Source organism: Paraburkholderia hayleyella (assembly GCF_009455685.1).
Classification (GTDB): Bacteria; Pseudomonadota; Gammaproteobacteria; order Burkholderiales; family Burkholderiaceae; genus Paraburkholderia; species Paraburkholderia hayleyella.
The window spans coordinates 1852698-1875109 of the sequence record NZ_QPES01000001.1; the positions used below are offsets into that span (position 1 = coordinate 1852698).

Here is a 22412-nt window from a genome sequence, read left to right on the forward strand (position 1 = left end):
CACAGGCCGGGTTCGTTGTTTCAGGGTTTCGAGTCCTGTTTGAACCAGGGACCGAATTTCTCGGGAGCATCGCTTAGCATTCCCGCCTTGCGTAATGGCTTCGGTAAATGTTTTATAAATATCAGCAGCAGAATAATAAATAATGGAAAGAAGACCAATAACATTGCTTGATTATCACCTAGGTTGAACGTGATACGGCAAATTCCAGCGGCAATAAAAGCCCAACATCCTGCTCCAAACGCCGATGCCAAACAAACTACAAGCCATATCTGAGTGGTCGCATAAAGTCTACGCCAGTTCATTTATTATCCCCGGCATTACGGATATCATTGATGACCGTCACCCCTTTCGAACCAACACTAAAAATCAAGACCCCCTGTGTTGTGCCATACGGCCAAGGTTGTTTAATAAAAGGCAGCAAATTAACATTATTAATGCGCGGCACGGTTACTCCGAACATTGATACAGGTCGATTCAAACCATCAGCAATTCCCACATTTAATGGAACCGGGACCTTCAATGCCAAAACCGTAGCGCCAAAATTAACACTGTCATATACAGTGTCGCCCCATGTAGGGTTCAGTTGATTGAACCCCCATCGCAACGGATTATCCCCGGGGGTATTTACACCGTTATAGCGGTTGTATAAACCACTGCCTCCTTCGACCGCTTCACTCATCCCCATTGTGGCCATCCAGCCACCGACCGCACACCCTAAACCCGTCGTACAAAATGCTCCCCCCGTATTCGCCGTCACCCCTCCAACGACCACCTTGGCGACATCCTTCGCCACCCCCACCGGATCACTCTTCACGGCATCGCCGATTTTCTGCCCCGGCGTGTAATTGAACAGTCCCGCTTCCTTCTGCCGGTTCACCCAGTCGATTTCCGGCTGCAACTGTGATGCCTCAACCTGGCTGACATAGTTCCTGTTGTACTCGTCGCTGCCCGGCTTGAATTCCGCCCAGCACTTGACCGCAAGACATGCCGCTTTTGTCAGCCGTTCCTCTTCGGCCTTGTCCTTGCCTGCCTTTTTTTCTATTGCGCTTCTCTCATCGTGATGAAGTTGTCGGTTAAAGCGGTCCACGTTATACCCTCCAAACGCCCCCGCATTACCCCCAACAGCCGCCCCCGCACCGGTTGCAATGACGTTTGCCACGATATTGCCAAGCGCCTGGTTCATATCCGCATTACCCGTTGGGTCTGAACCTGCAATGGCACCGCCAAGTTGGTTCAGCTTGCCCGCGGCAATCGAGGCGATCCCCGCGCCCGCTGCACCGCCGAGCGCATTGCCGCCCGCAAGGCCGGTCACGAGTGCCGCGCCTGCCGCCTGCATTTCCGCGCGAGCCGTGCCGCCTTCCTTCCACGCATCCATCCCGGCCAGATCGCCGTTGGCCTTCGCCTCGTCGTACTTCGACTGTGCAAAGTCACCAATGCGCCGCGATACCGCTTCACCGGCAGCGCTGGCCGCCGCCATCATGTCGGCCTGGCGGTCGAGCAGGTTGTTTACGTCGGGCAGTTTGGCAACGGTGCCGTTCGTGTTCGTTGTATCACGGTTCAGGCTGGCGACGTCCTGCGCCCCGAAGGCGCTCCCCTTGGAGGAGGTCTGGTTCGCGGCATCCTTCACGCTGATGGTGCCCGCGCTAACGCCGCTACGCGTGCTCGCACGGTCACTGCCGCTGTCGTTCTGGCTCAGCATCGGCGCACCACCACCGGCATTCTTCCCTGAGGTATTGCCATGCGTGCGGTAGTTCGCGCCGCCGTCGCCGCTCGTCACGCCTGCGCTGAAGCCGCCCGAGTGCGCGTCATAGCGGGACTGGTTCTGGATATCGCTGAAGCTCAGCGTGCCCGTGGACAGGTTGTTCTTCGACGCATTGGCATCGCCCGCGATCACCGCGCCCCTGAGGTCGGTATGGCCTTTGACATTGATATTGAACCCGCCATCGCCCGCCTGGATGCCTGCCTGTTTGTTCACGCCCGCGTAGCTGCCGTTGGCGTTCGCGTGGGTATGGCTGAAGCTCGCGCTGCCGCCGCCCTGGCTGATCGAAAATCCACCGCCCGTGCTCTCCCGATGGGCCGCGCTGGACATCGTGTCCTGCACGCTGGCGATGTTCAGGTTGCCGCCGATATCGGCGTTCACCTGGGCACCCTTGACGTTAGCCCCGATGATGTTGGCGTCGCCCCCTGAAATGATCGTCGCGGTATTGGCCGCTGTCACCTGTGTGTTGTTCTGCATGGTGGTATCGCTGTTGCCATTGCCGTGCGCCTTCGACATCGACGCATCGACACTGAAGCCCTGCGTGCCATAGGCGATGCCCACGCTCGCGCTGCTGGATTCGTTGCTGCTGCGTGTCGAGCCGGTATCGGTCGTGTTCACGAGATTGAGCTGGTTCCTTGCTGCGAGGATCACGTCGTTTGCGTTCACGTTCGAACCTGCAACTGTCAGGTTGCCGCTTCCCGGCGTGCCGTCGCCGGTAGCGACGAATGCTGCCGTGCCGCCCGCAGTGGCACGTGAGCCGCGACGGGTTGTGCTGCCTTCTGTGTAGGTATTCTTGCTGCGGCTGCTGCCGTAACTGAGTTCGATCTTTCCTTCGGGCTTGTTTCCGTTGGCCATGTCGCCCAATGCGTTGCCGGCCGCACCGGCCGCATCAATCGCGCCGCTTGCTGCCGCCAGGCCATGCAGTGCCGCCGCGCGACCCTCCTGGCTATGGCTTGCTGCGTGCGCCTGGTCCACCGTGTTGGAAACCGCATCAATCATCGGGGCCTTGATTGCGAGGGTAAAGCCACTCTGTTTGACCTCATGCGTCTCGCCGTGGCGCCTCGTATCGACGGCGGAGTCAAGCGTGACGTTCGCGCCTGTGCCCGTCACGTTTTGCGCTGCGATCAGATTACTGCCCGTGACGTGCAGGTCCTTGCCTGCGGTGATGTTCAGACTGCCATCGAGCGAGCCGACCGTGCTGCCCGTGTTCGTGACCTGTGTGGTATTGGCCGTGTCGGTCTGCGTCTTGCTGCCCACCGAAATGCCGATCCCGCCGCCGGTGCCAAGGCCGGATTCGTGCTTCCGGTAGTAGCCCGATGTGCCCTGCGTGTCCTGCGAGGTCGTGATATTCATATTGCCTGCTGCTGCCAGATTCACGTCGTGCGTGCCGGCGATGGTCGAACCTTTCACACTCAAGTCCTTGCCCGCGCTGAGCGTGACCGTATCGCCGGACACGGTGCTGCCCATGCTGATGTTCGCTTGCGTGTTCTGCATCGTGTCGGTGGTCGAGCCATGTACAAAGCTGCCACGCTTCGATTGGCTAGCCGAGTACGAATCGTGTTCTTCGTGGCTTTCGTTGAGGGTCACGTCCCCCGTGGCCGCGATGGTTGCTGCGCCGCTGCCTGCTGCCAGCGATGAACCCGTGAGCGTAACGTGACCTCCGCCGGGATCGGTGCCCAGGGCTGCGAGCGTGGCCTTGCCGCCCGCGCTGATGTGGGTTCCGGCTGCCTGCTCGTCGTAGCTGCGGTCGGCCTGCTTGCGGGTTTTGTCGTCCGCCGCGACATTGTTGTAGGTCGCGGTATTCGTGACGCTCGCCGCCGTCAGGTTGCCGCCCGCGATCACCGCCATGTCACCCCCCGCGCTGAGCGTCGCTCCCTTGAGCGTCGTATCGTTGCCGCTTTGCGCCGCGAGACTGCCGCGAGCGCTGATGCCGCTGGTCTGGTTGAGCGTGCTGCTGGCTTCCCAGTGATGGTTCGCATTCTTCGTTACCGACTGCGATGTCTTCGACTGCACGGTATCCACCGTGATGTCGTGTCCTGCCGCGATCTGTGCCTTCCCGTTTGCAGCGATGCTTGTACCGTGAAGCGCGAGGTCATTGCCCGCCACGACCAGCAGATCACCGGTCGATGCAATCGTGCCTTGTGCTCCGAGCAGACTCTGGCTGACCTTGCTGTTGCCGGCCGCCGAACTGACGCCTACGGTATCCACTAGCGTCGTGTTCACGATGTCATGACCGGCGAGCACGGCAACCCGGTTACCGGTGATGCGTCCCGACGCGTTCACCACGTCATTCGTCGCGGAAACCAGGGTTGTGCCGGTGTCTGTGCTGCTGCGGATCGAGCCGCCCCGGTTCAGGATGCTGGTCGCAGCGACAACAGTTTGTGTGCCGCCCTTGATCACGCCGGAGTTCGTTGCGCTGCCGGTGGCGTGTATTTGCACATCATCGGCTGCGATCAGCGCACCGGTCGGTTGCAGGTCGTTCGCGTGTGTCCGTGCCAGATAGACGACCGGTGCCAGCACCTGCTGCGTGCTGCCGTCCGGCAGCGTCACCGTCTGCTTCACCAGCCAGACGATATCGCTGGTAAGCGCATCCATTTGCGCCGCAGTCAGCGCCAGGCCCGGTTCAAGATTGAATGCCTTGGCGACATTCACGCCGTTGTTCATCAGCGCGCGGTACTCGTCCTCGTTGCTGGTGTAACCCTGCAGAGAGGCGCGCCCCGTGAGCTGCGTGATCTGGTTGCGCACCCGCTGCTCTTCATATACGCCATCGCCCAGCCTCTTGATGGTCTTCGACGGGTCGAGGCCGAGCGCCCTCAGCATGTAGTCGCTCGAGATGAAACTCGTGTAACGCGTCAGTCGCGGATCGGTAACGACGAGATATGACGCGCCTGGGGCCGTGTTGAGCGTGTACAGTCCGCTCGATGGCAGCGTGATGCTGAGCGCGCCGCCCGGCCCGGCAATCGACTGGGGTGCGTTAATGGTCTGCGTTTGTCCCGTGGCGAGGTTGACGGTCTGTGCGCCCGTCCCTGTGATGCCGCCCACGGTGCCGTTCGCACCTAGCGTGCCGCCTGTGGCGCCGGTCGCGGAGTTCGCCGCCGCCACGTTCGTGTTGTTGATATCGGTCGCGTTGATCCGCACCGAATGGTTCGAGATGATCGTGCCGCCTGTGCCGCCCATTGCGACTGGCGACAGGACAATCGATGGCTCGACCACGGTGCCGACATCGCGCGAAATATTTTCGTTCCATGCGTAGGTCGAAACGATGTCCTGCTTCTGGTACTGGTAGAGCGTCTGGCCGAGGTTGTTGACGAGTGTCCCGCCATAGTTGCCGCTCGCCACATCGCCGCTCGCGTGGGTGCTGCCGATCTGGATCGAGCCACGTGCGCCGATGGCGCTGAAGGCGTTGTTCAGCATGCCAACGTTGGCGAGCATCATGTTGCCGCCTGTCATGATCTGCGCCTGCTGCGCTTGCGGGCCGCTTACCTGGTCTTGCTGCGTGGTGGTGGTCGTGTCGCGTGCGATCTCGACGCGCTGGTAACCCTTATGCGCGTCGTTGCGCGATGCGTATTCGGTGCCGGGATCGTAGTTGACGTTCGGATCGTAGCTGTCCCAATAGCGGGCGGTGATCGTGCCGTCAGGGTTGGCTTTCAGCGTGTTGTAGTAGATCGTCTGCGGCTGGCCGTTGATGTTCACAACCAGCATTCTGTCGGTCGCATTCGGACCGGATGTCTGCGACACAACATCTGCGCTGGAGAAGGTTGTGTCGAGCGGCGCACGATAGCCGTTGTCCCACATGGCCTGCGTACAGTAACCCTTGTCGGCATTCGTCGTTGTACAGGCCATGTACTTCGAGCGCTTGGTCTGGTGGACCGTATCGACACCGGTTGTCACCGTCTCGACCGTCGGCGCGGGGCGCGTGTTGGTTAGCGTTTGCGTGGCAATCTCGATGTTGCCTTGTGCCTCAATGGTGGACTGATCGTTGGTGACGGCGTGGCTGCGGTTCGCTAGCACGCCGTTCGCGTCGCGGGTGGCGTCCGCTGCAAGGTTGATCTCAGCCAGGCTGAAGAGGTTTGCGCCACCTGTGTTGGAGATATCGCCAGGCGAGTACAGATTCAGTTGTGACGCAGCGGCCATCACAGCGGCCGCGCCGGTGTTGACGATAGAGTGGCGGGCGTTCAGCGTAACCGTGTTGCCGATGATGGCTGCCATGTTGATCAGCGATCCGCTGTGTGTCGCAACGGTGTTGCCTTCGATGCGGCCTTTGTTGGAGATCGCGTTCTCGACATTGAGGGTCGTGGTCGACGCATTCAGGCCTGCACCCACCTGGTTGTCGATGTTCGCCGCGTTCACCGTTAATGCATTCACTGCACTGAGCGTGCCCTGGTTCGTGAAGCTGCCCGCAATCGTGAACGTCAGATTGTGGTTAGCCTGAATCCGATTGCTTCCGGTGAGCGTGTAGTTGCCGTTGACCGTGACCGCACCGTCATTCCCGGCGATGATCCGGCCATCGCCCGTGAGCTGGTTCGTCGAGACCGACAGATTCTGGCCGCTGCCAATCGCGCCATTCTGGTTCGCCAGCGTGCCCGTATTGACGGATACCGAACCGCTGCTGCCCGTGTCGTTGCCGATGCGGCCCGACGTGTTGTCGAGCGAGGCCGCATTGAGCGCAATCGCACCGTTCCCGTAGATCGAACCGCTTGCATTGACGATGCCTGCGTTGGGGCCGTTGAGCGTGACGCTGTTCGAACCTGACAGGGTGGCGTGGGTGTTGTCCGCGAGCTGTGTAATCTCAAGCGTGAGGTCATGGCCTGACACGAGCTGCGCGCCGTTGGTGTTCGACAGCGTGTCCGCTTTCACGGCCAGATCGCCGTTGCCGCCGATGGTGCCTGCACCCGCGACGCCGCCCGTATTGCTGTTCGTGACGGTGGCCGCGCTGACGCTCGTCGCACCCGAGCCGGTGTTCGCAATGCGTCCGTTCGTGTTGTCGAGCGATGCGCCCGAGACAGCCAGCGTTGCAGCGGCGTTGTCTACCGTCGCGTCAGCCTCGATCTGTCCGCCCGTGTTGTCGATAGCGCCTTGCGCAGACACGGAGACAGTGCCGCTGCCCTGGACCAGGCCCGCCCGGTTATCGAGCTTGCTGGCGGACTGCACCGTAGCCGCGCCGCCCGCCGTGACGGTGCCGCCCGCATTGCTAATGCTGCCACCCGACACCGACACCTTGCCGTTGCCACCTATCAGGCCATGGGCCGTATTAGAGATCGCGCCGCTGGCGGCAACCGTCGTCATACCGGTACCGCCGTTGGCGATGGAGCCGCCCTGATTGGCAACCGATTGCGCGGAGACGGACAGCGTATCGTCCGCCTGGAGGGTGCCGCCCGCGTTATTCAGCGCGCCCGTGTCCGTTAGCGAAACGCTCCGTGCGCCAATATGGCCGCCCGCGCTGTTGTCCAGCGAGGCGACGTGGAGTGTCGCACCTGTCTGTGCCGCCAGCGTGCCGCCACGGTTCGATACGGCACCCGAATGGAGATCGAGTGCACCATTTGTCGCAATCGTGCCGCCGCTGTTCGAAAGCGTAGCGGTATTGACCGACAGCGTACCGGTGCCGGAGCTGGCAATCGTTCCGCTGTCGTTAATGAGCGTAGCGGGGCTGAGCGCCACGCTGTCGCTGTTGGTCTGAAGCATGCCGCCTGAATTGTCGAGCGTCCCGGTTACATCGACGGTCGTCGCGCCGGTGCCGGTCTGTGTGATGCGGCCGCCGTGGTTGGCCAGGTTCGCGGCATGCAGCGCGAGCTGGTCTGCATTGAGGTGCCCGTGGCTGTTGTCGAAGGTGGCCGCCGTGAGTGTCACAAGATGACCTGCCGCGAGGGTATTCGCATTTGTCAGCGTCGAACCTGCGGCCAGCGTGACATTGCCGTTCGCCGCCAACGTGCCACGGTTGAACAGTGTCTGCATGGCGCGGGCCATCAGCGACTGCACCGCCGTGATCGAACCCGCGTTCGAGATCTGAGCGGCCTGCACGTCCACATTGCCGTTGCCACCCATAGCGCCACCTGCGCCGTTGTTCAGCAGGCCACCCACCGCCAGCGTCAGGGCATCCGCGCCCAGCGCTGCAACATGACCTCCCGTGTTGTCGAGCGAACCCGCATTGACGAAGAGGGCGCCTGAGGACTGCAGCGTGCCGCTTTGGTTGTGCAAGTCACCTGTTGCTGCGACGTTGAGCGTACCGTTCGAGACGATTTGCCCGTTGCGGTTGGACAGTGCGCTCGCCGTGATGGTCTGCGCCCCGCCCGAGGACAGTGCACCGCCGTCGTTCGTGAGCGCCCCGGAAGCGCGCGTGTCCAGCGCGGTTCCCGCCGTCACCGTTGCGCCCGCCAGGTTCAGGTCGCCGCTGCTGGCCGTCAGTGCCAGTGCACCGCTGGCCGAGGTACGACTGCCGGCGAGATTGACCGATGCGCCGTTCAGCACGGCATTCCCACCCGCTGCATTGCGGCCGGTCGCGGCCAGCATGCCGCCCACCGTCGCCGACAGGTCACCGGACTGTGCGAGGCTGCCGTCCCCGTTCACGCCTGCGCCAAGCGTGCCGGTCGAGGCGATGCTGCCCGCCTTGACCATCGTGTTCTGCCGCGCGGCCAGCATGCCGCTGTTTGTCAGTGCGCCCGATGTGTGCGCCGTGACATTCTGTTGCGCGTAAGTGGTCCCGTTGTTGTCGATACCGCCTGCTGCGGAGAGCGTCATGTTGCCGCTCGCGTTGGTCTGCCCGGCTAGGATGAGCTTGCCCTGCGTCGTCAATGTCAGATCACCCGACTGTGCAGCCAGCACGCCTTGGGTGGACACACCGACACCGTGTTCGGTGCCCACCAGAATGATCTTGTTCGCGTACATACCGCCAAGCTGGCTCACGTCGATCGAGACACCCGACGTCTGAGCATCGCCCGCGATAGGCGTTGCATTGAGCGTGTCATGACTGATACGGTTCGCACCGGTCACGACATTCAGGTTCTTCGCATAGATGGCTGCGTTCGCCTGCACGGCGCGGGACAGCAGGTCAACCTGATCGGTCTCTCCCGCATTCAGCCCTGCGCCCTGCACGATGATATGGCCGCCCGTCACGTTAAAGCCCGAGAGCGAACCGTCCTGTGCAAAGTTCGGCGTGCCCGTGGTGAGAATGGCTCTGGACGTATTGATAAAGCCACCACCGTTCACGGAAATCCCGCTTCCGTTTGCGATGACGACCTCCGCGCGCGGGCCCGCCACTTCCAGAGCCCCGTTGATCTGGCTCGCCGCGCTGCTGTTCACCTGGTTGACAATGACGCGCGTGGACTGGCCGGGGCCGAAGTTCGGATTCCCGTTAATCATGCCTGCTTGCTGCGTCTGCACGATCACCGGGGAGTTGTTCAGGATCGCGCCTTTCGACGGCACGTCGAACCGGCCATAGGTATTCATCGACACACCCGCACCCGAGGGCCGGTTGATGTTCACCTGATCGAGGCCATTGCGTGTCTGTACGACCGAAGGTGCCTGTGCGCCGCCCGGAACAATCTGTGCGCCCGACAGCGATGGCAGTGCGCCAAGGAGCGCGAGCGTGGCGAACGCAAGCTGCCGCAGCGAAAAAATCACACCCTGTGATTTTCCGCTGCTTGCCGTGGTCTCTCCCGCCTGTTTGCCCGTTGCCGTAGCGGTTTCCTCGACGGCGACAAGCATTCCTCTCAGTCGGCTGTAAACCAGCCGGTAGGTCTTCCGATTCATTCTTATGCTTCGTATTACGGATTATTAACCGGCCGTAAACTAGCGGAAATCAGGCAAACGAATTGTCAACACTTTGCAAAAATTCGCCATGCTGCAACGTTTTTATTAAATCGTACTTGTCCTATAGAGCATCAGCGGGATATCGCGTTGCCTGAGCGGGAAAAAAGCCTCGCTGTGAGACAGGCTGAACAGCCAGACCAATGGGGCGTGATCAGCGGCTCGGAATAGACGTGTCGGGAGACACCGGCCACCGCAAGGTGACGCCGCGCCACGCGAGTCAAACAGAAACGAGGGCCGGTGCGGCTTCCCATTGGCCCATTGGCCCATTGCCGTCTGGCCTAGCGCGTGGAATTCATCCGGAAATAAGCGTCCAGCAACGAGCTTTTATAAACCACACCAGCGAGTTTCGGTTGCGCGGCGCTCTCGATGACAGGCAGGCGTTCGCCTTGAAACGCCATGAAATGTGCCAGCGCCGCACTCAGTGACATATCGGGCGTGAGCACATCAATCGGCGGCTGAAGATAATCGGCGGCGCTCTTGTGGCTGGTGTCGCGTTTTTGCAGGAGGTCCGAGGTAATGTCCTTGAGCGCGACAACCCCGAGCAAATTCCCCTCGTCGCTGGTGACGTACAGATATTTCACGGGGTACTCAAGAAACACGCGGGTCATCTCCGTCACGCTTGCGCTGGGCGGCACCACGGTTTGCGCCGCGCGGATCAGTTCGCGCATCTGCGTGGCGCGCAGCCGCATTTGCGCCTGCTCTTCGCGGTTGCGGTGCAGCGTGATTTCGTACATCGAGGTCTTGCCAATTGCCCGCGCGACAAAATACGCCATCACGCACGACAGCATCAGCGGCAACACCACCTGATAGCTCAACGTCATCTCGAAGATCATCAGAATGGCCATCAATGGCGCCTGGGTGGCCCCTGCGAGAAACGCGCCCATGCCGACCATCGCATAAGCAAACGGCAGCGAGGTCGCATGCGGCCACAAGGCGTGCAGGCCTGCGCCAAAGAGCGAGCCGAGCACCGCGCCGACGAACAGCGTGGGCGTAAAAATGCCGCCCACGGCACCCGAACCCACCGTGGCGGCGGTGGCGATCAGCTTGAACATCAGCACCACCACGAGCGCGTTCCAGGTCCAGGGCGAATGCAGGATCGAATTGACGACGCTATAGCCATTGCCCCAGACCTCGGGTGTCCATACCGAGAGCAGGCCGACGGCCAGCCCGCCTAATGCCAGCCGCAGCGGCAAGGGCAGGGGCAAACGGTTAAAAACACTTTTCGAGCGCTCCAGCAGCCGCAGGAACTGGGGCGCTGCCACGCCACACAGCACACCGAGTGCGACGAAGAACAGCACTTCGAACCCGGTGACGGTGGGAAACACCGGCATCTCGTAGGGGGGGCGGTAGCCGGCGAACTCGCGCATCGTAATGTTGGCGACCACCGAGGCCACGAGGACGGGGCCGAAACTTTCCATGGCGATGGAGCCCAGCACGATCTCCGTGACGAAGAACGCGCCTGCAATCGGCGCGTTATAGGCGGAGGTAATGCCCGCCGCTGCGCCGCAGGCGACTAGCAGGCGCAAGCGCGCTGGATCGAAATGCACCCAGCGTCCGACCAGCGATGCGCACAGCGCCGCGAGCTGGACCATCGGGCCTTCGCGGCCAATCGAGCCGCCGCTGGCGATGGTGAAGAGCGATGACAGGCTGCGCCACAGGCTGAGCCGCACCGGGATCACGCCGTCGCCAATGGCTACGGCTTCCATGTAATCGGTATGGGCTTTTTTATCGGTGCCGCGCCGTGCGATGAGCAGGATCAGGCCCGCGATCAGGCCACCCGCCGCAGGCAGCCAGATGCGAGTGCTCCAGGGCAGACGCCGGGCCATTTCGACGAGGCTGCCCGAACGGCCCGAGACAGCCTGTTGCAAGAGCGCGATGCCTTCGCGGAAAGCCACCGTGGCAAACGCTCCCAGCACCCCCACGATGGCGGACCATAGCAGCATCGTGTGGGCATCCGAGAGGCGAAAGAGGAAACGGGTGCGGGTGCGCAGCTTGAGCAGGAATGAAAGCACGGGGACGGCAGCAGGTGGGTGGCATCGGGCGCAAGAATAGCACTGGCGGTGGCGCAGGCCGTGCGGCAAGGTGCTCGGGTGTGAGCGAAGGCCAGGAAATGTAAGTCCGGGCTGTCTAAATGGGGGAGCCGTAACTTTTAAAGGGGGTATTTTTTCGACACTTCGACACTTCGACACTTCGACACATATCCCATTGCCATCATTGGGCTACCCATTTGCAGAACGTAGAACAGGCCTCCCGCCGTCTGAAAGTTTCCCCTCCCGATCAGTCATTCATTCACCGATCCACCGACCCATTTATCCCAGCAGCCGTTGTACCGCCCAGGTGAGGCCCAGCCCGCCGAACACTAGCCAGCCATACAGGATCAGACCGGTCGTCAGCGCTCGTGGCCCGGCCTCACGAATCTGCGAGAAGCGGGTTTCGATTCCGAGTGCGGTCATCGCCATCGTGAGCGCGAACGTATCGAGCAGATTTAACGTCTGCGTGGCGCTGCTGGACAGCAGATGCAGCGAATTCACGCCAACCAGCGCCAGAAACCCCAGCGCGAACCAGGGTACCGCCAGCTTGCGCGTGTCGTTCCGGCTGGGACTTGCGCTGGCTTCTGCACCCGGCCCGGCTTCGCGCCGGGCCTGGCGGCTGAGCCATACGCCTAGCACCAGCAGCACGGGCACCAGCAGCATCACGCGCGTCATCTTCACGATCGTGGCGATATGCGCTGCTTCGGCGTTGACGTTGCTGGCCGCACCGACCACCTGCGCGACCTCGTGAATCGAGCCGCCAAAAAACAGTCCCGCGCCGACAGTATCCAGCGGCAGCCAGCCTGCGCGAAACAGCAGCGGATAGGCAAACATGGACAGCGTGCCGAACAGCACGACACTGCCGATGGCCACGGCGCTCTTGTGCGGTTTGGACTGAAGCGTGGATTCGAAGGCCAGCACCGCCGCCGCGCCGCAAATGGCACTGCCAGCGGCGGTGAGCAAGGCGGTATCGCGGTCCAGCTTCATGAGCTTCATGCCCGCCCAGGTGCCGATGAAAAGCGTGCTGACGACGACCAGCAGCGAGACCGTCAGGCCAGGCAGGCCCACCTGGGCAACTTCTTGCAAGCTGATGCGCAAGCCGAAAAATGCGACGGCGAGGCGCAGCAGCCGGCGTGCCGAGAAATTCACGCCAGCCGCCCAACTGGCGGGCAGGCCATCGTTGAGCACGTTGCCGTAGAGCGCACCGGCGACGATGCCGATAATCAGCGGGCTTAAGCCAAGCCCGCTGATTATCGGCAGCGCGGCGATCTGAGTCACCGCGAGGGCGAACAGGGCGACGAAGAGAATGCCGTTGAGCTGTCCCCGGAACGAAGGCGCCGCAGGCAGGGAAACCTTGGAACGCGCGGGTTTAGCCGCGACAGCGGAAATGGAAACGGAAGCGGAAGGGGAAGGGGAAACGGAACCGGAACCGGTGCGGACCGGGAGGGGAGCGGGGGACATGACAGTGAGCTTGGGGGACGAGACGGGATCAATGGGAGAAGGTTTTTGACGGGCCTCATCCTAGTTTGAATAGCGGGAGATGAAAAATTGTGATTGGCGAGGTAAATCATCGGAAATTCAGATGATTCAATCTTGAATTAATTGAATTGGCGATGATTGTGGCTAGGGTATCCAGGGCAAGGCAACGCTTTGGGCATGGCTTAGCCGAATGTCGGCGGGCGCATGCTGATGGGGCGTTTTAATGGAACGTTTCAGACCGGTGGGTGACTGAGTCCGGCGGTGGTGGGTAACCGCGCACGGGTTTTGTGCTTCGGGGGGCTTGACGGCCCAGTTTAGACCGTGGGGCAAACAGTGGCGGTGATTCAATACGATTACATATAAATGGAGAGATAAATTATGGGACTGGGTTATTCCAAGCCGGCCGGGTATGTACTGCTATCTGTCAGAAATGGACCAGGCGATTGCATGTCAGGAAATAACCGGGAGTCCTTTTTCAATGGGAATCGGGTTGAGCAGGCCGATGCAACCGGGTTGCGCCGGCAACAGGAACAGATTCAGACAACAAATTTTGTGCATGACAGCCGTTCCGTCCAGGTGATGGATGACAATCCGGACAGTATGGGAACGTCAGCCCGCCGTGTTTTAAATTCCAGTCCGCTTGATGAAATTCCGATTGATGAGATTGCGGACAATATGGCCTTGCGCATAAAAATAATGAAGAATCTCCCTGGAGGGAACGCGACATGCGAACAGGGGCTTTTGTGGCTTCAGGACGAAATATCCAGCAGGGTTTTCGAAAACAATGAAGCTAAAAAAGAGGCAACAAAAAGAGAAGTAGCCGAATTTTTATTTGGCAAGGATGGCAACGCGCCACTTTACAGGATGAAAATCTCTGGAACACAAGATTCATATTGCGACGATTTTCGCCAGTGTATCTACGAAGTACTCCAGGAAGCGGGGGATTCAGGAAAAAAAGATTTTATTTTATCTCTGGGTTGTCAATTTCCAGTTTTCAATGATGAAATCGTATCCATGGGTGCGCTGAATTTAAATGCGTGCGATGTCGGCATCGATCATTTTAAAGATGAAAAATCTCTTGGTGCGCTGAATGCCAATGCTGCCGTCATTGATAAATTAAAATTAAAAGTTAAATATCTGGGGGAGAGTAAAAGTGTTTTATCTCAATTGAATGAGCAGCTTTTGCTTGCAAAAAAAAGGCGTGACAGTGTATGGTTGTCGTTTTTCAATGGTGAAAAAATAATTGCTGCTACCAATGAATGTGATCGCCTGGAAAAAGAGATTAAATCAAGATTTCAAGTTCGGGATCTGGCTAAATTTGAAAATCTGAAAACGCTATACATAGATTTTGATCAGGTGACAAAAAATGATAATCTCCATAATGAATCGGTTAGAAAACTGGTAATATGCGAAAGAACTGATTTTTTTGGGGGGATCACTTATTTGAAAGCGTGACGTTTCCATCGGTTGAGGTTTTGCATTTAAAAGGTGTGGAGAAGGTTGCCTGGAGATATTCAACTGAAGAACTTGTCAGGTATGTGTCAAAAACAAAAAAACATTTTCCAAAACTAAAAAAATTGACTTTTTATTATGGGGAATATGGCTTGGAAGAAAATTTGATTAAAAATTTCCCCCAGGAGACTATCCGCTTTTTTGCGGCGGTGTCGCTCAAGCTTGAAGAAATATACAGAATTAAAGTCGAATTCAATGTGCCGCAACTCAAAAACATTGGAATCGCGCCAGATACTCAAAAGTGGAACTTTATTCAGGCCATGACCTGGGAACATTCACCGTTTTGGCGACGTAGTTCTTGGGGGGCCTATAGAAACAGGTATCACTGCGGCGGGTGAAACCTTGCTCTTCGTTCTCCACGGCCGTGTTGACTGCTCTATGTTATGCATACCGCTTTTTATCGGAAAGTATGATATTTAAGCGCGATGACAGTCGATCAGCTTATAACGTTTGCCGCGGTCGCCGAGCACCGCAACATTAGCCGGGCCGCACAGGCGCTGCATTTGTCACAGCCTGCGGTTTCGGGGCAGTTGCGCCAGTTGCAAGAGGCGTTCGGCGAGCCGCTCTATCAACGCGATGGCCGCGGCGTGCGGCTGACAGCGGTGGGTGAACAGCTCGCGCTGTACGCCGTGCGCCTGCGCGATACCTATGCCCAGGTGCGGGCCTACCGCGATGCCGTGCGGGGGCTGGAAAGCGGCACGCTAAAGATCGGCGCCAGCACAACGCCCGCCTCGTATCTGCTGCCGTACCTGATCGCTACTTTTCATCGGCGTTATCCCGATGTGATCTTGCAGACGGCAGGCGGTAACAGCGCCGAGATTACCGGTGCGCTGGCCGCGCTCGATATCGCGCTGGTCGAGGGGCCGGTGAGCGCCAGTTTGCCGTCCGATACCGCCGTTCACGCATGGCGCGATGACGAGATCGTCGCGGTCATGCCACACCAGCATCCCCTCGCGCAACGCCAGGCGAAAGAGCATGAAGGCGAGGGCGAGGGCCCTCCAGGGTTGACGCTGGCGCAACTGGGCGCCTATCCGCTGGTGCTGCGCGAAGCGGGCTCGGGCGTGCGGCAGAGCGTCGAGCAGGCATTCGCCGACAGTGGCCTGTCCATGCGGGTTGCGCTTGAGATTGCCGGTGTCGAAGGCATGAAGGAAGCCGTGCGCGCCGGGATGGGCATTGGTTTTGTCTCGGCGATGTCGATGCGTCACGAAAACCCGGCGCTCCGTTCGTTTTCACTCAGCCCCACACCGTTGATACGGCGTTTTTCGATTCTGGTGCCGCACGCCAGCACGCCATCGCGTGCGGCCGAACGGTTTTTAGCGTTGTGCCTGGACGACGCTTCAAGCGGCTAGAGCGGCTTTTTCACGGCACGCGGGCCCAGAGCGCAGCGAGGACTGCCTTGATCTGCGATCATCCGGGCTTCTCTGCGGTGGGGGTGGCGCTTGACTTTGGCGTAGACCGTTCCGGAGTAGTCCACTCCGCGGTAAACCAGATGGTTTGCTGGATTGGGCCGCGGCCCTGTTGCCACTTCAGTGCGGCCGCGCCAGCGCCTTATCGCAACACGTTGTCCCATGGAAGGAATCTCATGCTTGTTAATCCGTTGACGCTCTCCAGCCTGTCGCTGGCGACGCTATGCGTGGCCGCGGTGCCGGTCGTTTTGTATCGCCGTTTGCGTCGCCCTTACGCGCTGAACTGGCGCGATACCGTCGCGGGGATCGCGGTGTTCGCACTCTTTGCGATGGTGCTTGAGCGCGCATTGAACGACTATGTGCTGCATCAAAACGCCACCACGGCCGCGTGGCTGTCGAATCCGCTCGCGTTTGTGCTGTACGGTGCGCTGGTTGCAGGCGTATGCGAGGAAGTGGGCCGCTATGCCGCCATGCGCCTGATCTGGCGGCGCGCCGGGGCCAGTCCGGCCCCGGCTGCGAGCACGCCGCGTCACACGGATTCAACGGCGCTGGCTTATGGCATCGGCCACGGTGGTGCAGAAAGCTGGCTGGTCGGCGTGCTGGTGCAGGTGCAGTGGATTACGTTCGCGGTGATGGCCAACCGTCACCGGCTCGATGCCCAATTGAGCGATTTGCCGCTTGATGCGCTGATGCGTGTTCACCTGGTTCTGGCGAGCCTGTCGCCTCTGATGGCCGGTTTGTTTGTGCTGGAGCGGTTGGCGGCGCTAGTGTTCCAGATTGGCTTGTCGGTGTTGATGTGGCGTGGCGTGCGCGCAGGCTGGCGCGGCGTGCTGCCGCTTGCCATCGTTGTGCACGCGCTGATCGACGTGCCCGCCGCGATGGTGCAGGCGCGCCTGCTGCCGCTGATCGCCGCGGACGCGCTGTATGTGCTGGGTGCGTTAGGCGTGGCCGGCTGGTTGATCCGGCTGTATCGCCGTCAGCGACAGTCAGCGTAACGGTGACGGGGCATGGCGCAAGGGTGCAATGCTTGTGCGCCGCCCGTTTGATTCACGAATGCACGAGTGCACGACGGCACGACGGGACTCATGGAAGAAGCCTATCAATACGATTGCATCGACGCGGAGATCGAAGCGCTGGCGCGGGTGATTAGCGATCTTTTCCCCGAGCAAACGCAGTTTATCCAGCGCGCCGCTGCGGATCCCGACTCGACGCTCGCGGTCCACTGGATCGCGCTGCGTTTTGGCACGGGCATGCGCCGCATGGTGTTGCATATCGTGATTGCCCCCGCAGCGCTAGCGCGCTATCGCACCCAGGGCCTGGCGGCGCACGGACGCAGTTTTGCCGTGCTGCGCGCTTATGTCGAAGCGGCGCTCGGTTCGCTCGAAGAACAGCATGCCAATGGCGAAACCATTCCGCGCGAAATCACGTTGACGCTAGGCGATGAATTCGCCTGAGGCGCAACCACATGGCGCTGTCAGGCCCATGCGGCAACACGAATGCCGCTGCTGCCGTTGCGATGCCGCTGCGCGTTCAGGACGCAAGCTGATAGACACGGTCAAAGCGGGCGGCCTGGACCACGCCGTAGTCGCCTGGCGCGTACTGCATGACCCAATCGCCCGCGACGCCTTGCAGCACGTCACTGCCTGCCGCTCGCGCGAGCGTGAATGCTTCGTGCATTTGTCGCGCTAGCACGATGGCCGGCCGGTTGCGATAGGCGCCCGGCATGCCAGGCCTCAGCGTGGTTTCAAGCGGGAGATATTTCGCCTCGAAACGCGCTCGCGCAACCACCCAGCGCTCACCGTTTGCGCTGGTGATTAAGGCGTCACCGCAGGCGTAGCGGTTGGGGCCTTCGAGGCTCATCAGGACACCGGGATCAGTGGCAAATTCGACGGTGACGGTTTCGTTTTTGATGACCTGCTGCGCGTGAGGGTCGGTGCGCAGATCAAGGTGCGTAAGTTCGAGCATGGAAGGTCGAGGCCTGAGCGAGCGTGTGATGAAACACACGCAGAAAAAAAGCGGGCAGCTTGTGGTACCGGCTGCCCGTGTGTAGCGTCATGCCTGGTGTTGGTGTTGCGTGTGGCGCGTGCCTCGCGTGCTTTTTAGGGTGGGTTAGGGCTGGGTTAGGGCTTGGATGCGGCTTCGTCTGGGCTGGTTTCAGGCATGGCTTTTTTGCTGCCACCGTGGCGGCCCGAATGCTTCGGATGGTGCATCGGCGAACTCTGCCGGAAGGTTTTATCCGCCAGTTTTTTCTGCTCAGGCGACAGGTTGCTGTAAAGCGGCTCGAATGCTTCAACCAGCTTTTTGGTGCCGTCCGCATTGGTTTGCGTGAGCGCGGCGTAATTCTTCATGTTGTCGAGCGCGGACACATTGGCGTTGCTACGGAGTTGCTGGTAGAGCTTGTCCATGGTTTCGCTGTTGCTGCGCATCACGCCCGCGAAGGCACCCCATAGTGCTTCCTGCTGAGGGGTGATCTTGAGTTGGGTATGCAGATAAGTGATGCGTTTTTCGATGTGAACCCGGTGGTGTTGCGGCTGTGTCTTGTCTGTGGCGGCCACGGCCGAGGTGGCGGCGACTGACGCTGCGGCGGGGGCCGCGGACGTAGCAGAAGTCGCAGAACCCGCAGCGGGCGTGGATTGGGCAAATACGGGGCTCATGACGAGTGAGCAAGCGAGAACAACGAGGCTTTTTTTCATGGAAACTCCTTGTGCTGTTCGAGATTAGGCAAAACAGCCTGTCTGGCATTTTGTCTGGCACCGGCTACCTCAATGGCGCTGTTTTTGCCACGGAGGTAACGCCAGACGAAGGCGGCGGGGCTGAGTTATTTTGCCGCGGGCGTTATTAATATCACGATATCCGTGCGCCGTGAGCGTTTCGAGACAAGGCCGCCTATCCTGGTCGAAGTCCCGGATATCGGGCCCGCAGGGCCTGGGCGGATGATAATTTGCCGGGCGGTTGTGGCCGGTTGTGGCCGGTTGTGGTCTTTTCCCTCTTTTTTTGACTTTCATTGCGTCGCTCATGAGACCTCCGCACCTTGACTCGCTTGACGAACTTGACCGTAACCTGGTGGCGCTACTGCAGGCCAACGCCCGTGAAAGCGTAGCTCAACTGGCGCGGCAACTCGGTGTGGCACGTACCACCGTGCTGGCCCGGATTGCCCGGCTGGAGCGCACGAACATCATCGCGGGCTATAGCGTGCGGCTCGGTCAGGAGGTCCTCGACGCCAGCATTCATGCCTATGTCGGCATTATCACCGCGCCGAAATATGGCGCGGATGTGCAAAAACGTCTGGGCAAGATGCCCGAGGTGCAACAGTTGTGCGCAGTGAGCGGCGAGTTCGATTATGTCGCGTGGTTGCGCGCCAGTTCGCCCGAGCGGCTGAACGACCTGCTCGACCAGATTGGCAGCCTCGCTGGTGTGGAGCGCACCACGACGTCGATCATCCTCTCGCGCAAGATCGACCGCGCTTGACGGGTGGGTTGGTCTTGCTGCGCCCGCCAAGTTTCGTTTTGCCGCATGAACTTCGTTTTAATTTTCGTTTTCGGCAATTCGTCTTGAAAGCTTGTCTGAATGACGAAACTGTTGGTCGAAATGCAGCATTTTAGCGCTAGGTTCCGTCATGTCTTCTCTTTAAACTCCGCTTAAAGCCCGCTACATACCGGCTAGGCAACGGCTAGGCAACGGCCACCATCACAAACAGAAAAAGGAGACGCACATGAAAATCGCCATTGTCGGCGCCGGCCTGATTGGCCAAACCATCGCCCATATGCTGCGTGAAACCGGTGATTACGAAGTCACCGCGCTTGACCGCGATCAGGATGCGCTCGATGCGCTTGCGCTCCAGGGCATTCCGACGCAGCGGGTCGATTCAGCCGAGGTCGACGCCTTGCGCGTGGCCTTGCACGGTTTCGATGCGCTGGTGAATGCCTTGCCGTACTACCTGGCGGTCAATGTCGCCACGGCGGCTAAAGGCGCGGGCGTACATTATTTCGATCTGACCGAAGATGTGCGCGCCACTCAGGCAATCCGCGCCATGGCGCAAGATGCCCCTCAGGCATTCATGCCGCAATGCGGACTGGCGCCGGGCTTTATTGGTCTCGCGGCCCATGAGTTGGCGCAGCGTTTCAGTGACATCCGTGAGGTCAGGATGCGCGTTGGCGCACTGCCGCAGTTCCCGACGAATGCGCTGAAGTACAACCTGACATGGAGCATTGACGGACTCATCAACGAGTACTGCCAGCCATGCGAAGCCATTCGCCAGGGCCAGGTGCAATGGGTGCAGCCGCTGGAAGGGCTGGAACATTTCTCGCTGGATGGGGCGGAGTACGAGGCGTTCAATACTTCGGGCGGGCTAGGCACGTTATGCGAAACCCTTGCGGGCCAGGTCGAAACGCTCGATTACAAATCGGTCCGCTATCCAGGCCACCGCGACCTGATGCGCTTTTTGCTCGAAGAGCTGCGGCTGGGCACTGAGCGCGATACGCTGAAAACAATCTTGCGCCGCGCCGTGCCTTCTACCGATCAGGATGTCGTGCTGATTTTCATCGCGGTCACGGGAACCCGTCAGGGGCGTCTGGTCGAAGAAGTTTTCGCGCGCAAGGTTTTTGCCAAAACCATCTGCGGCATGCCGATAAGCGCGATCCAGATCACCACGGCGGGGGCGATGTGCGCGGTGCTGGATCTGTTCCGCGAACAGCATCTGCCCCAGAGCGGCTTCGTGCGGCAAGAGCAGGTTGGGCTGTCCGCGTTTCTGGCGAACCGCTTTGGGCGGCTCTATGAAGGACATCCGCTGGATGCCAGCGCGATGGTTTAAGGGCTCAGTGATCGAGCATGACAGCGCGAGATCAGGTGCGAGTTAGGCACAACTCAGGCACAACTCAGGCACAACTCAGACGCAACTCAGACGCAACTCAGACGCAACTCAGGCGCGAGACGATGACTCCGGACGGGCAGGGGCTTTTTGCGGAGGAGAGGCATCAGGCCGCTCGCCGGATTTGCCGAAGGTGTCCTGGGCTTCAAGCCACATTACGTTGATGATGCCAAAGCCGAGCGCTACGCCAATCCCGAGAATCCATGTGAAATACCACATTACCTAGTCTCCTTGAATGTCGTGCTGCATGAGGTGGCGCATGGGGCAAACGTATGGGGCAAACGTATGGGGCAAACGTATGGGGCAAACAAGCGCGCCCAGCCTGCCGTATACATCGGCCTCGATCATGACCACAAAGTGCGGACTCTGCAAGAGGGCGTTGTCGTGACATTCAGGCGCAGCCTCTTCCGCTCATGCCGCGCGGGCATGCGGAAGGCAGGTGGCAATCCGGTATGCCCTGAACAGCAGAAGCCTTTACCATGGCGCCTTATCTGCTATTTGCGATGTGTCATGTGTATTCAGGACGACTTCAATGCTGATCAATTGCGCGGCCTATCAGGATGGCCGAAAACTCGCTGATATCGAAATCGACGACATCAGTCTGTACGTTGCTCAACCCGAGTGCTTCGTCTGGGTCGCGCTCAAGGACCCCGGTCCTGGCGAGCTGGCGGTGATGCAGCATGAATTCGGGCTGCACGAGCTGGCCGTCGAAGACGTGCGCAACGGCCGCCAGCGGCCCAAGATCGACGAGTACGGCGACTCGCTGTTCGTCGTGCTGCACACGGTCGAGATGGATGAAGAGGGCGAACTGGTGGCGGGCGAGGTGGATGTTTTCGTGGGTCCGAATTATGTGCTGACCGTGCGCAATGGCACACGCCAGGGTTTTCGGGAGGTGCGTGCACGCTGCGAACGCGAGCCGGAGTTGCTCAAGCAGGGTTCGGCATTCGTGCTGTATGCGCTGGCGGACCACATCGTCGATCGCTATTTTCCGATTCTCGAAGCGCTCGGCACCGAGTTCGAAGAACTCGAAGATCGCATTTTCGAGCGTCATAACGTCGCTGCATCGCGCGCGATTATCGAAGACCTGTACTCGCTCAAGCGCCGTTTCGTGTTGTTGCAGCATCATGTCAGCCCCTTGCTCGAAGCCATTGGCAAGCTGACGGGCGGACGCATTCCGCAGGCCTGCGTGGGGATGTCCGCCTATTTCCGCGATGTTTACGATCATCTGGAACGCATCGTCAAAACCATCGATGGCCGCCGCGAAATGGTCGTCACCGCCGTGCAGGTGAATCTCGGCATGATCTCGCTGGCGGAAAGCGAAGTGACCAAACGTCTTGGTTCGTTCGCGGCGCTGTTCGCGGTGCCGACGATGATTGCCGGTATCTACGGCATGAATTTCCAGCACATTCCAGAGCTGGCCTACCAGTACGGTTATCCGATATGCCTCGGGGTGATGCTGGTGGTCGATCTGTTGCTGTATTGGCGCTTTCGCCGCTCAGGCTGGTTATGAAGCCTGGCGCCGCCGGCCGTTTGCCGATATCCGTTCAGCGCAA

At 60.0% G+C, this 22412-nt stretch carries 15 protein-coding genes; 8 read left to right on the top strand and 7 right to left on the bottom strand.

Annotated elements, in window-relative coordinates; all coding sequences use genetic code 11:
• Window positions 1-20: 20 nt before the first annotated feature.
• The 4 genes from GH657_RS08320 to GH657_RS08335 form a co-directional block, all read right to left on the bottom strand.
• Window positions 21-302, bottom strand: a complete 282-nt coding sequence (locus GH657_RS08320; RefSeq protein ID WP_153100254.1) for a hypothetical protein — start codon at window positions 300-302, stop codon at window positions 21-23.
• Window positions 299-9505, bottom strand: coding sequence for a hemagglutinin repeat-containing protein (locus tag GH657_RS08325; protein ID WP_153100255.1), 9207 nt, complete (start codon window positions 9503-9505; stop codon window positions 299-301). The genes GH657_RS08320 and GH657_RS08325 overlap by 4 nt, the downstream gene beginning before the upstream one ends.
• A gap of 338 nt (window positions 9506-9843) precedes the next feature.
• Window positions 9844-11577 carry a ClcB-like voltage-gated chloride channel protein gene (locus GH657_RS08330; RefSeq protein WP_153100256.1) on the bottom strand — a complete coding sequence of 578 codons (1734 nt, stop codon included), beginning with the start codon at window positions 11575-11577 and terminating at the stop codon, window positions 9844-9846.
• A 297-nt stretch (window positions 11578-11874) separates the two neighbouring features.
• Window positions 11875-13056 (bottom strand): YeiH family protein, encoded by a 1182-nt coding sequence (locus GH657_RS08335; RefSeq protein WP_153100257.1) that lies wholly within the window; start codon window positions 13054-13056, stop codon window positions 11875-11877.
• A gap of 465 nt (window positions 13057-13521) precedes the next feature.
• Here GH657_RS08335 and GH657_RS08340 point away from each other — a divergent pair, with 465 nt between their 5' ends.
• The 5 genes from GH657_RS08340 (at window position 13522) to GH657_RS08360 (ending at window position 17446) form a co-directional block, all read left to right on the top strand.
• On the top strand, window positions 13522-14529 hold the full coding sequence (locus GH657_RS08340) for a hypothetical protein (protein ID WP_153100258.1): 1008 nt from the start codon (window positions 13522-13524) through the stop codon (window positions 14527-14529).
• Complete coding sequence (locus GH657_RS08345) at window positions 14526-14924, top strand: hypothetical protein (protein ID WP_153100259.1); 399 nt, start codon at window positions 14526-14528, stop codon at window positions 14922-14924. The genes GH657_RS08340 and GH657_RS08345 overlap by 4 nt, the downstream gene beginning before the upstream one ends.
• Before the next feature lie 87 nt (window positions 14925-15011).
• Window positions 15012-15935 (top strand): LysR family transcriptional regulator, encoded by a 924-nt coding sequence (locus tag GH657_RS08350; RefSeq protein WP_153100260.1) that lies wholly within the window; start codon window positions 15012-15014, stop codon window positions 15933-15935.
• A 233-nt stretch (window positions 15936-16168) separates the two neighbouring features.
• Window positions 16169-16987, top strand: a complete 819-nt coding sequence (locus GH657_RS08355) for a YhfC family intramembrane metalloprotease (protein WP_153100261.1) — start codon at window positions 16169-16171, stop codon at window positions 16985-16987.
• A 90-nt stretch (window positions 16988-17077) separates the two neighbouring features.
• Window positions 17078-17446 (top strand): DUF3022 domain-containing protein, encoded by a 369-nt coding sequence (locus tag GH657_RS08360; RefSeq protein ID WP_153100262.1) that lies wholly within the window; start codon window positions 17078-17080, stop codon window positions 17444-17446.
• A gap of 76 nt (window positions 17447-17522) precedes the next feature.
• On the opposite strand, the gene GH657_RS08365 is transcribed toward GH657_RS08360, so the two are convergent.
• Together GH657_RS08365 and GH657_RS08370 are read right to left on the bottom strand one after the other, a co-directional pair.
• Complete coding sequence (locus GH657_RS08365) at window positions 17523-17957, bottom strand: PGDYG domain-containing protein (RefSeq protein ID WP_153100263.1); 435 nt, start codon at window positions 17955-17957, stop codon at window positions 17523-17525.
• Window positions 17958-18112: 155 nt separating this feature from the next.
• Window positions 18113-18685, bottom strand: a complete 573-nt coding sequence (locus GH657_RS08370) for a Spy/CpxP family protein refolding chaperone (RefSeq protein WP_153100264.1) — start codon at window positions 18683-18685, stop codon at window positions 18113-18115.
• A 322-nt stretch (window positions 18686-19007) separates the two neighbouring features.
• Here GH657_RS08370 and GH657_RS08375 point away from each other — a divergent pair, with 322 nt between their 5' ends.
• Both GH657_RS08375 and GH657_RS08380 read left to right on the top strand, forming a co-directional pair.
• Entirely contained in the window at window positions 19008-19460 is a 453-nt protein-coding gene (locus GH657_RS08375; protein WP_153100265.1) for an Lrp/AsnC family transcriptional regulator, read from the top strand.
• Window positions 19461-19704: 244 nt separating this feature from the next.
• Entirely contained in the window at window positions 19705-20802 is a 1098-nt protein-coding gene (locus GH657_RS08380) for a saccharopine dehydrogenase family protein (protein ID WP_153100266.1), read from the top strand.
• 108 nt (window positions 20803-20910) lie between these two features.
• Here GH657_RS08380 and cydX read toward each other — a convergent pair whose 3' ends face one another.
• Entirely contained in the window at window positions 20911-21078 is a 168-nt protein-coding gene (gene cydX, locus GH657_RS08385) for a cytochrome bd-I oxidase subunit CydX (RefSeq protein WP_153100267.1), read from the bottom strand.
• A gap of 313 nt (window positions 21079-21391) precedes the next feature.
• Here cydX and corA point away from each other — a divergent pair, with 313 nt between their 5' ends.
• Complete coding sequence (corA, locus tag GH657_RS08390) at window positions 21392-22369, top strand: magnesium/cobalt transporter CorA (protein WP_153100268.1); 978 nt, start codon at window positions 21392-21394, stop codon at window positions 22367-22369.
• Window positions 22370-22412 lie beyond the last annotated feature (43 nt).

Bases quoted from the DNA above. Each gene is read 5' to 3' on its own strand.
- GH657_RS08350 (WP_153100260.1), top strand. From the start codon at position 15,012: ATGACAGTCGATCAGCTTATAACGTTTGCCGCGGTCGCCGAGCACCGC.
- GH657_RS08355 (WP_153100261.1), top strand. From the start codon at position 16,169: ATGCTTGTTAATCCGTTGACGCTCTCCAGCCTGTCGCTGGCGACGCTA.
- GH657_RS08340 (WP_153100258.1), top strand. From the start codon at position 13,522: ATGTCAGGAAATAACCGGGAGTCCTTTTTCAATGGGAATCGGGTTGAG.
- GH657_RS08360 (WP_153100262.1), top strand. From the start codon at position 17,078: ATGGAAGAAGCCTATCAATACGATTGCATCGACGCGGAGATCGAAGCG.
- GH657_RS08325 (WP_153100255.1), bottom strand. From the start codon at position 9,505: ATGAATCGGAAGACCTACCGGCTGGTTTACAGCCGACTGAGAGGAATG.
- GH657_RS08370 (WP_153100264.1), bottom strand. From the start codon at position 18,685: ATGAAAAAAAGCCTCGTTGTTCTCGCTTGCTCACTCGTCATGAGCCCC.
- GH657_RS08375 (WP_153100265.1), top strand. From the start codon at position 19,008: ATGAGACCTCCGCACCTTGACTCGCTTGACGAACTTGACCGTAACCTG.
- GH657_RS08365 (WP_153100263.1), bottom strand. From the start codon at position 17,957: ATGCTCGAACTTACGCACCTTGATCTGCGCACCGACCCTCACGCGCAG.
- GH657_RS08320 (WP_153100254.1), bottom strand. From the start codon at position 302: ATGAACTGGCGTAGACTTTATGCGACCACTCAGATATGGCTTGTAGTT.
- cydX (WP_153100267.1), bottom strand. From the start codon at position 21,078: ATGTGGTATTTCACATGGATTCTCGGGATTGGCGTAGCGCTCGGCTTT.
- GH657_RS08335 (WP_153100257.1), bottom strand. From the start codon at position 13,056: ATGTCCCCCGCTCCCCTCCCGGTCCGCACCGGTTCCGGTTCCGTTTCC.
- corA (WP_153100268.1), top strand. From the start codon at position 21,392: ATGCTGATCAATTGCGCGGCCTATCAGGATGGCCGAAAACTCGCTGAT.
- GH657_RS08380 (WP_153100266.1), top strand. From the start codon at position 19,705: ATGAAAATCGCCATTGTCGGCGCCGGCCTGATTGGCCAAACCATCGCC.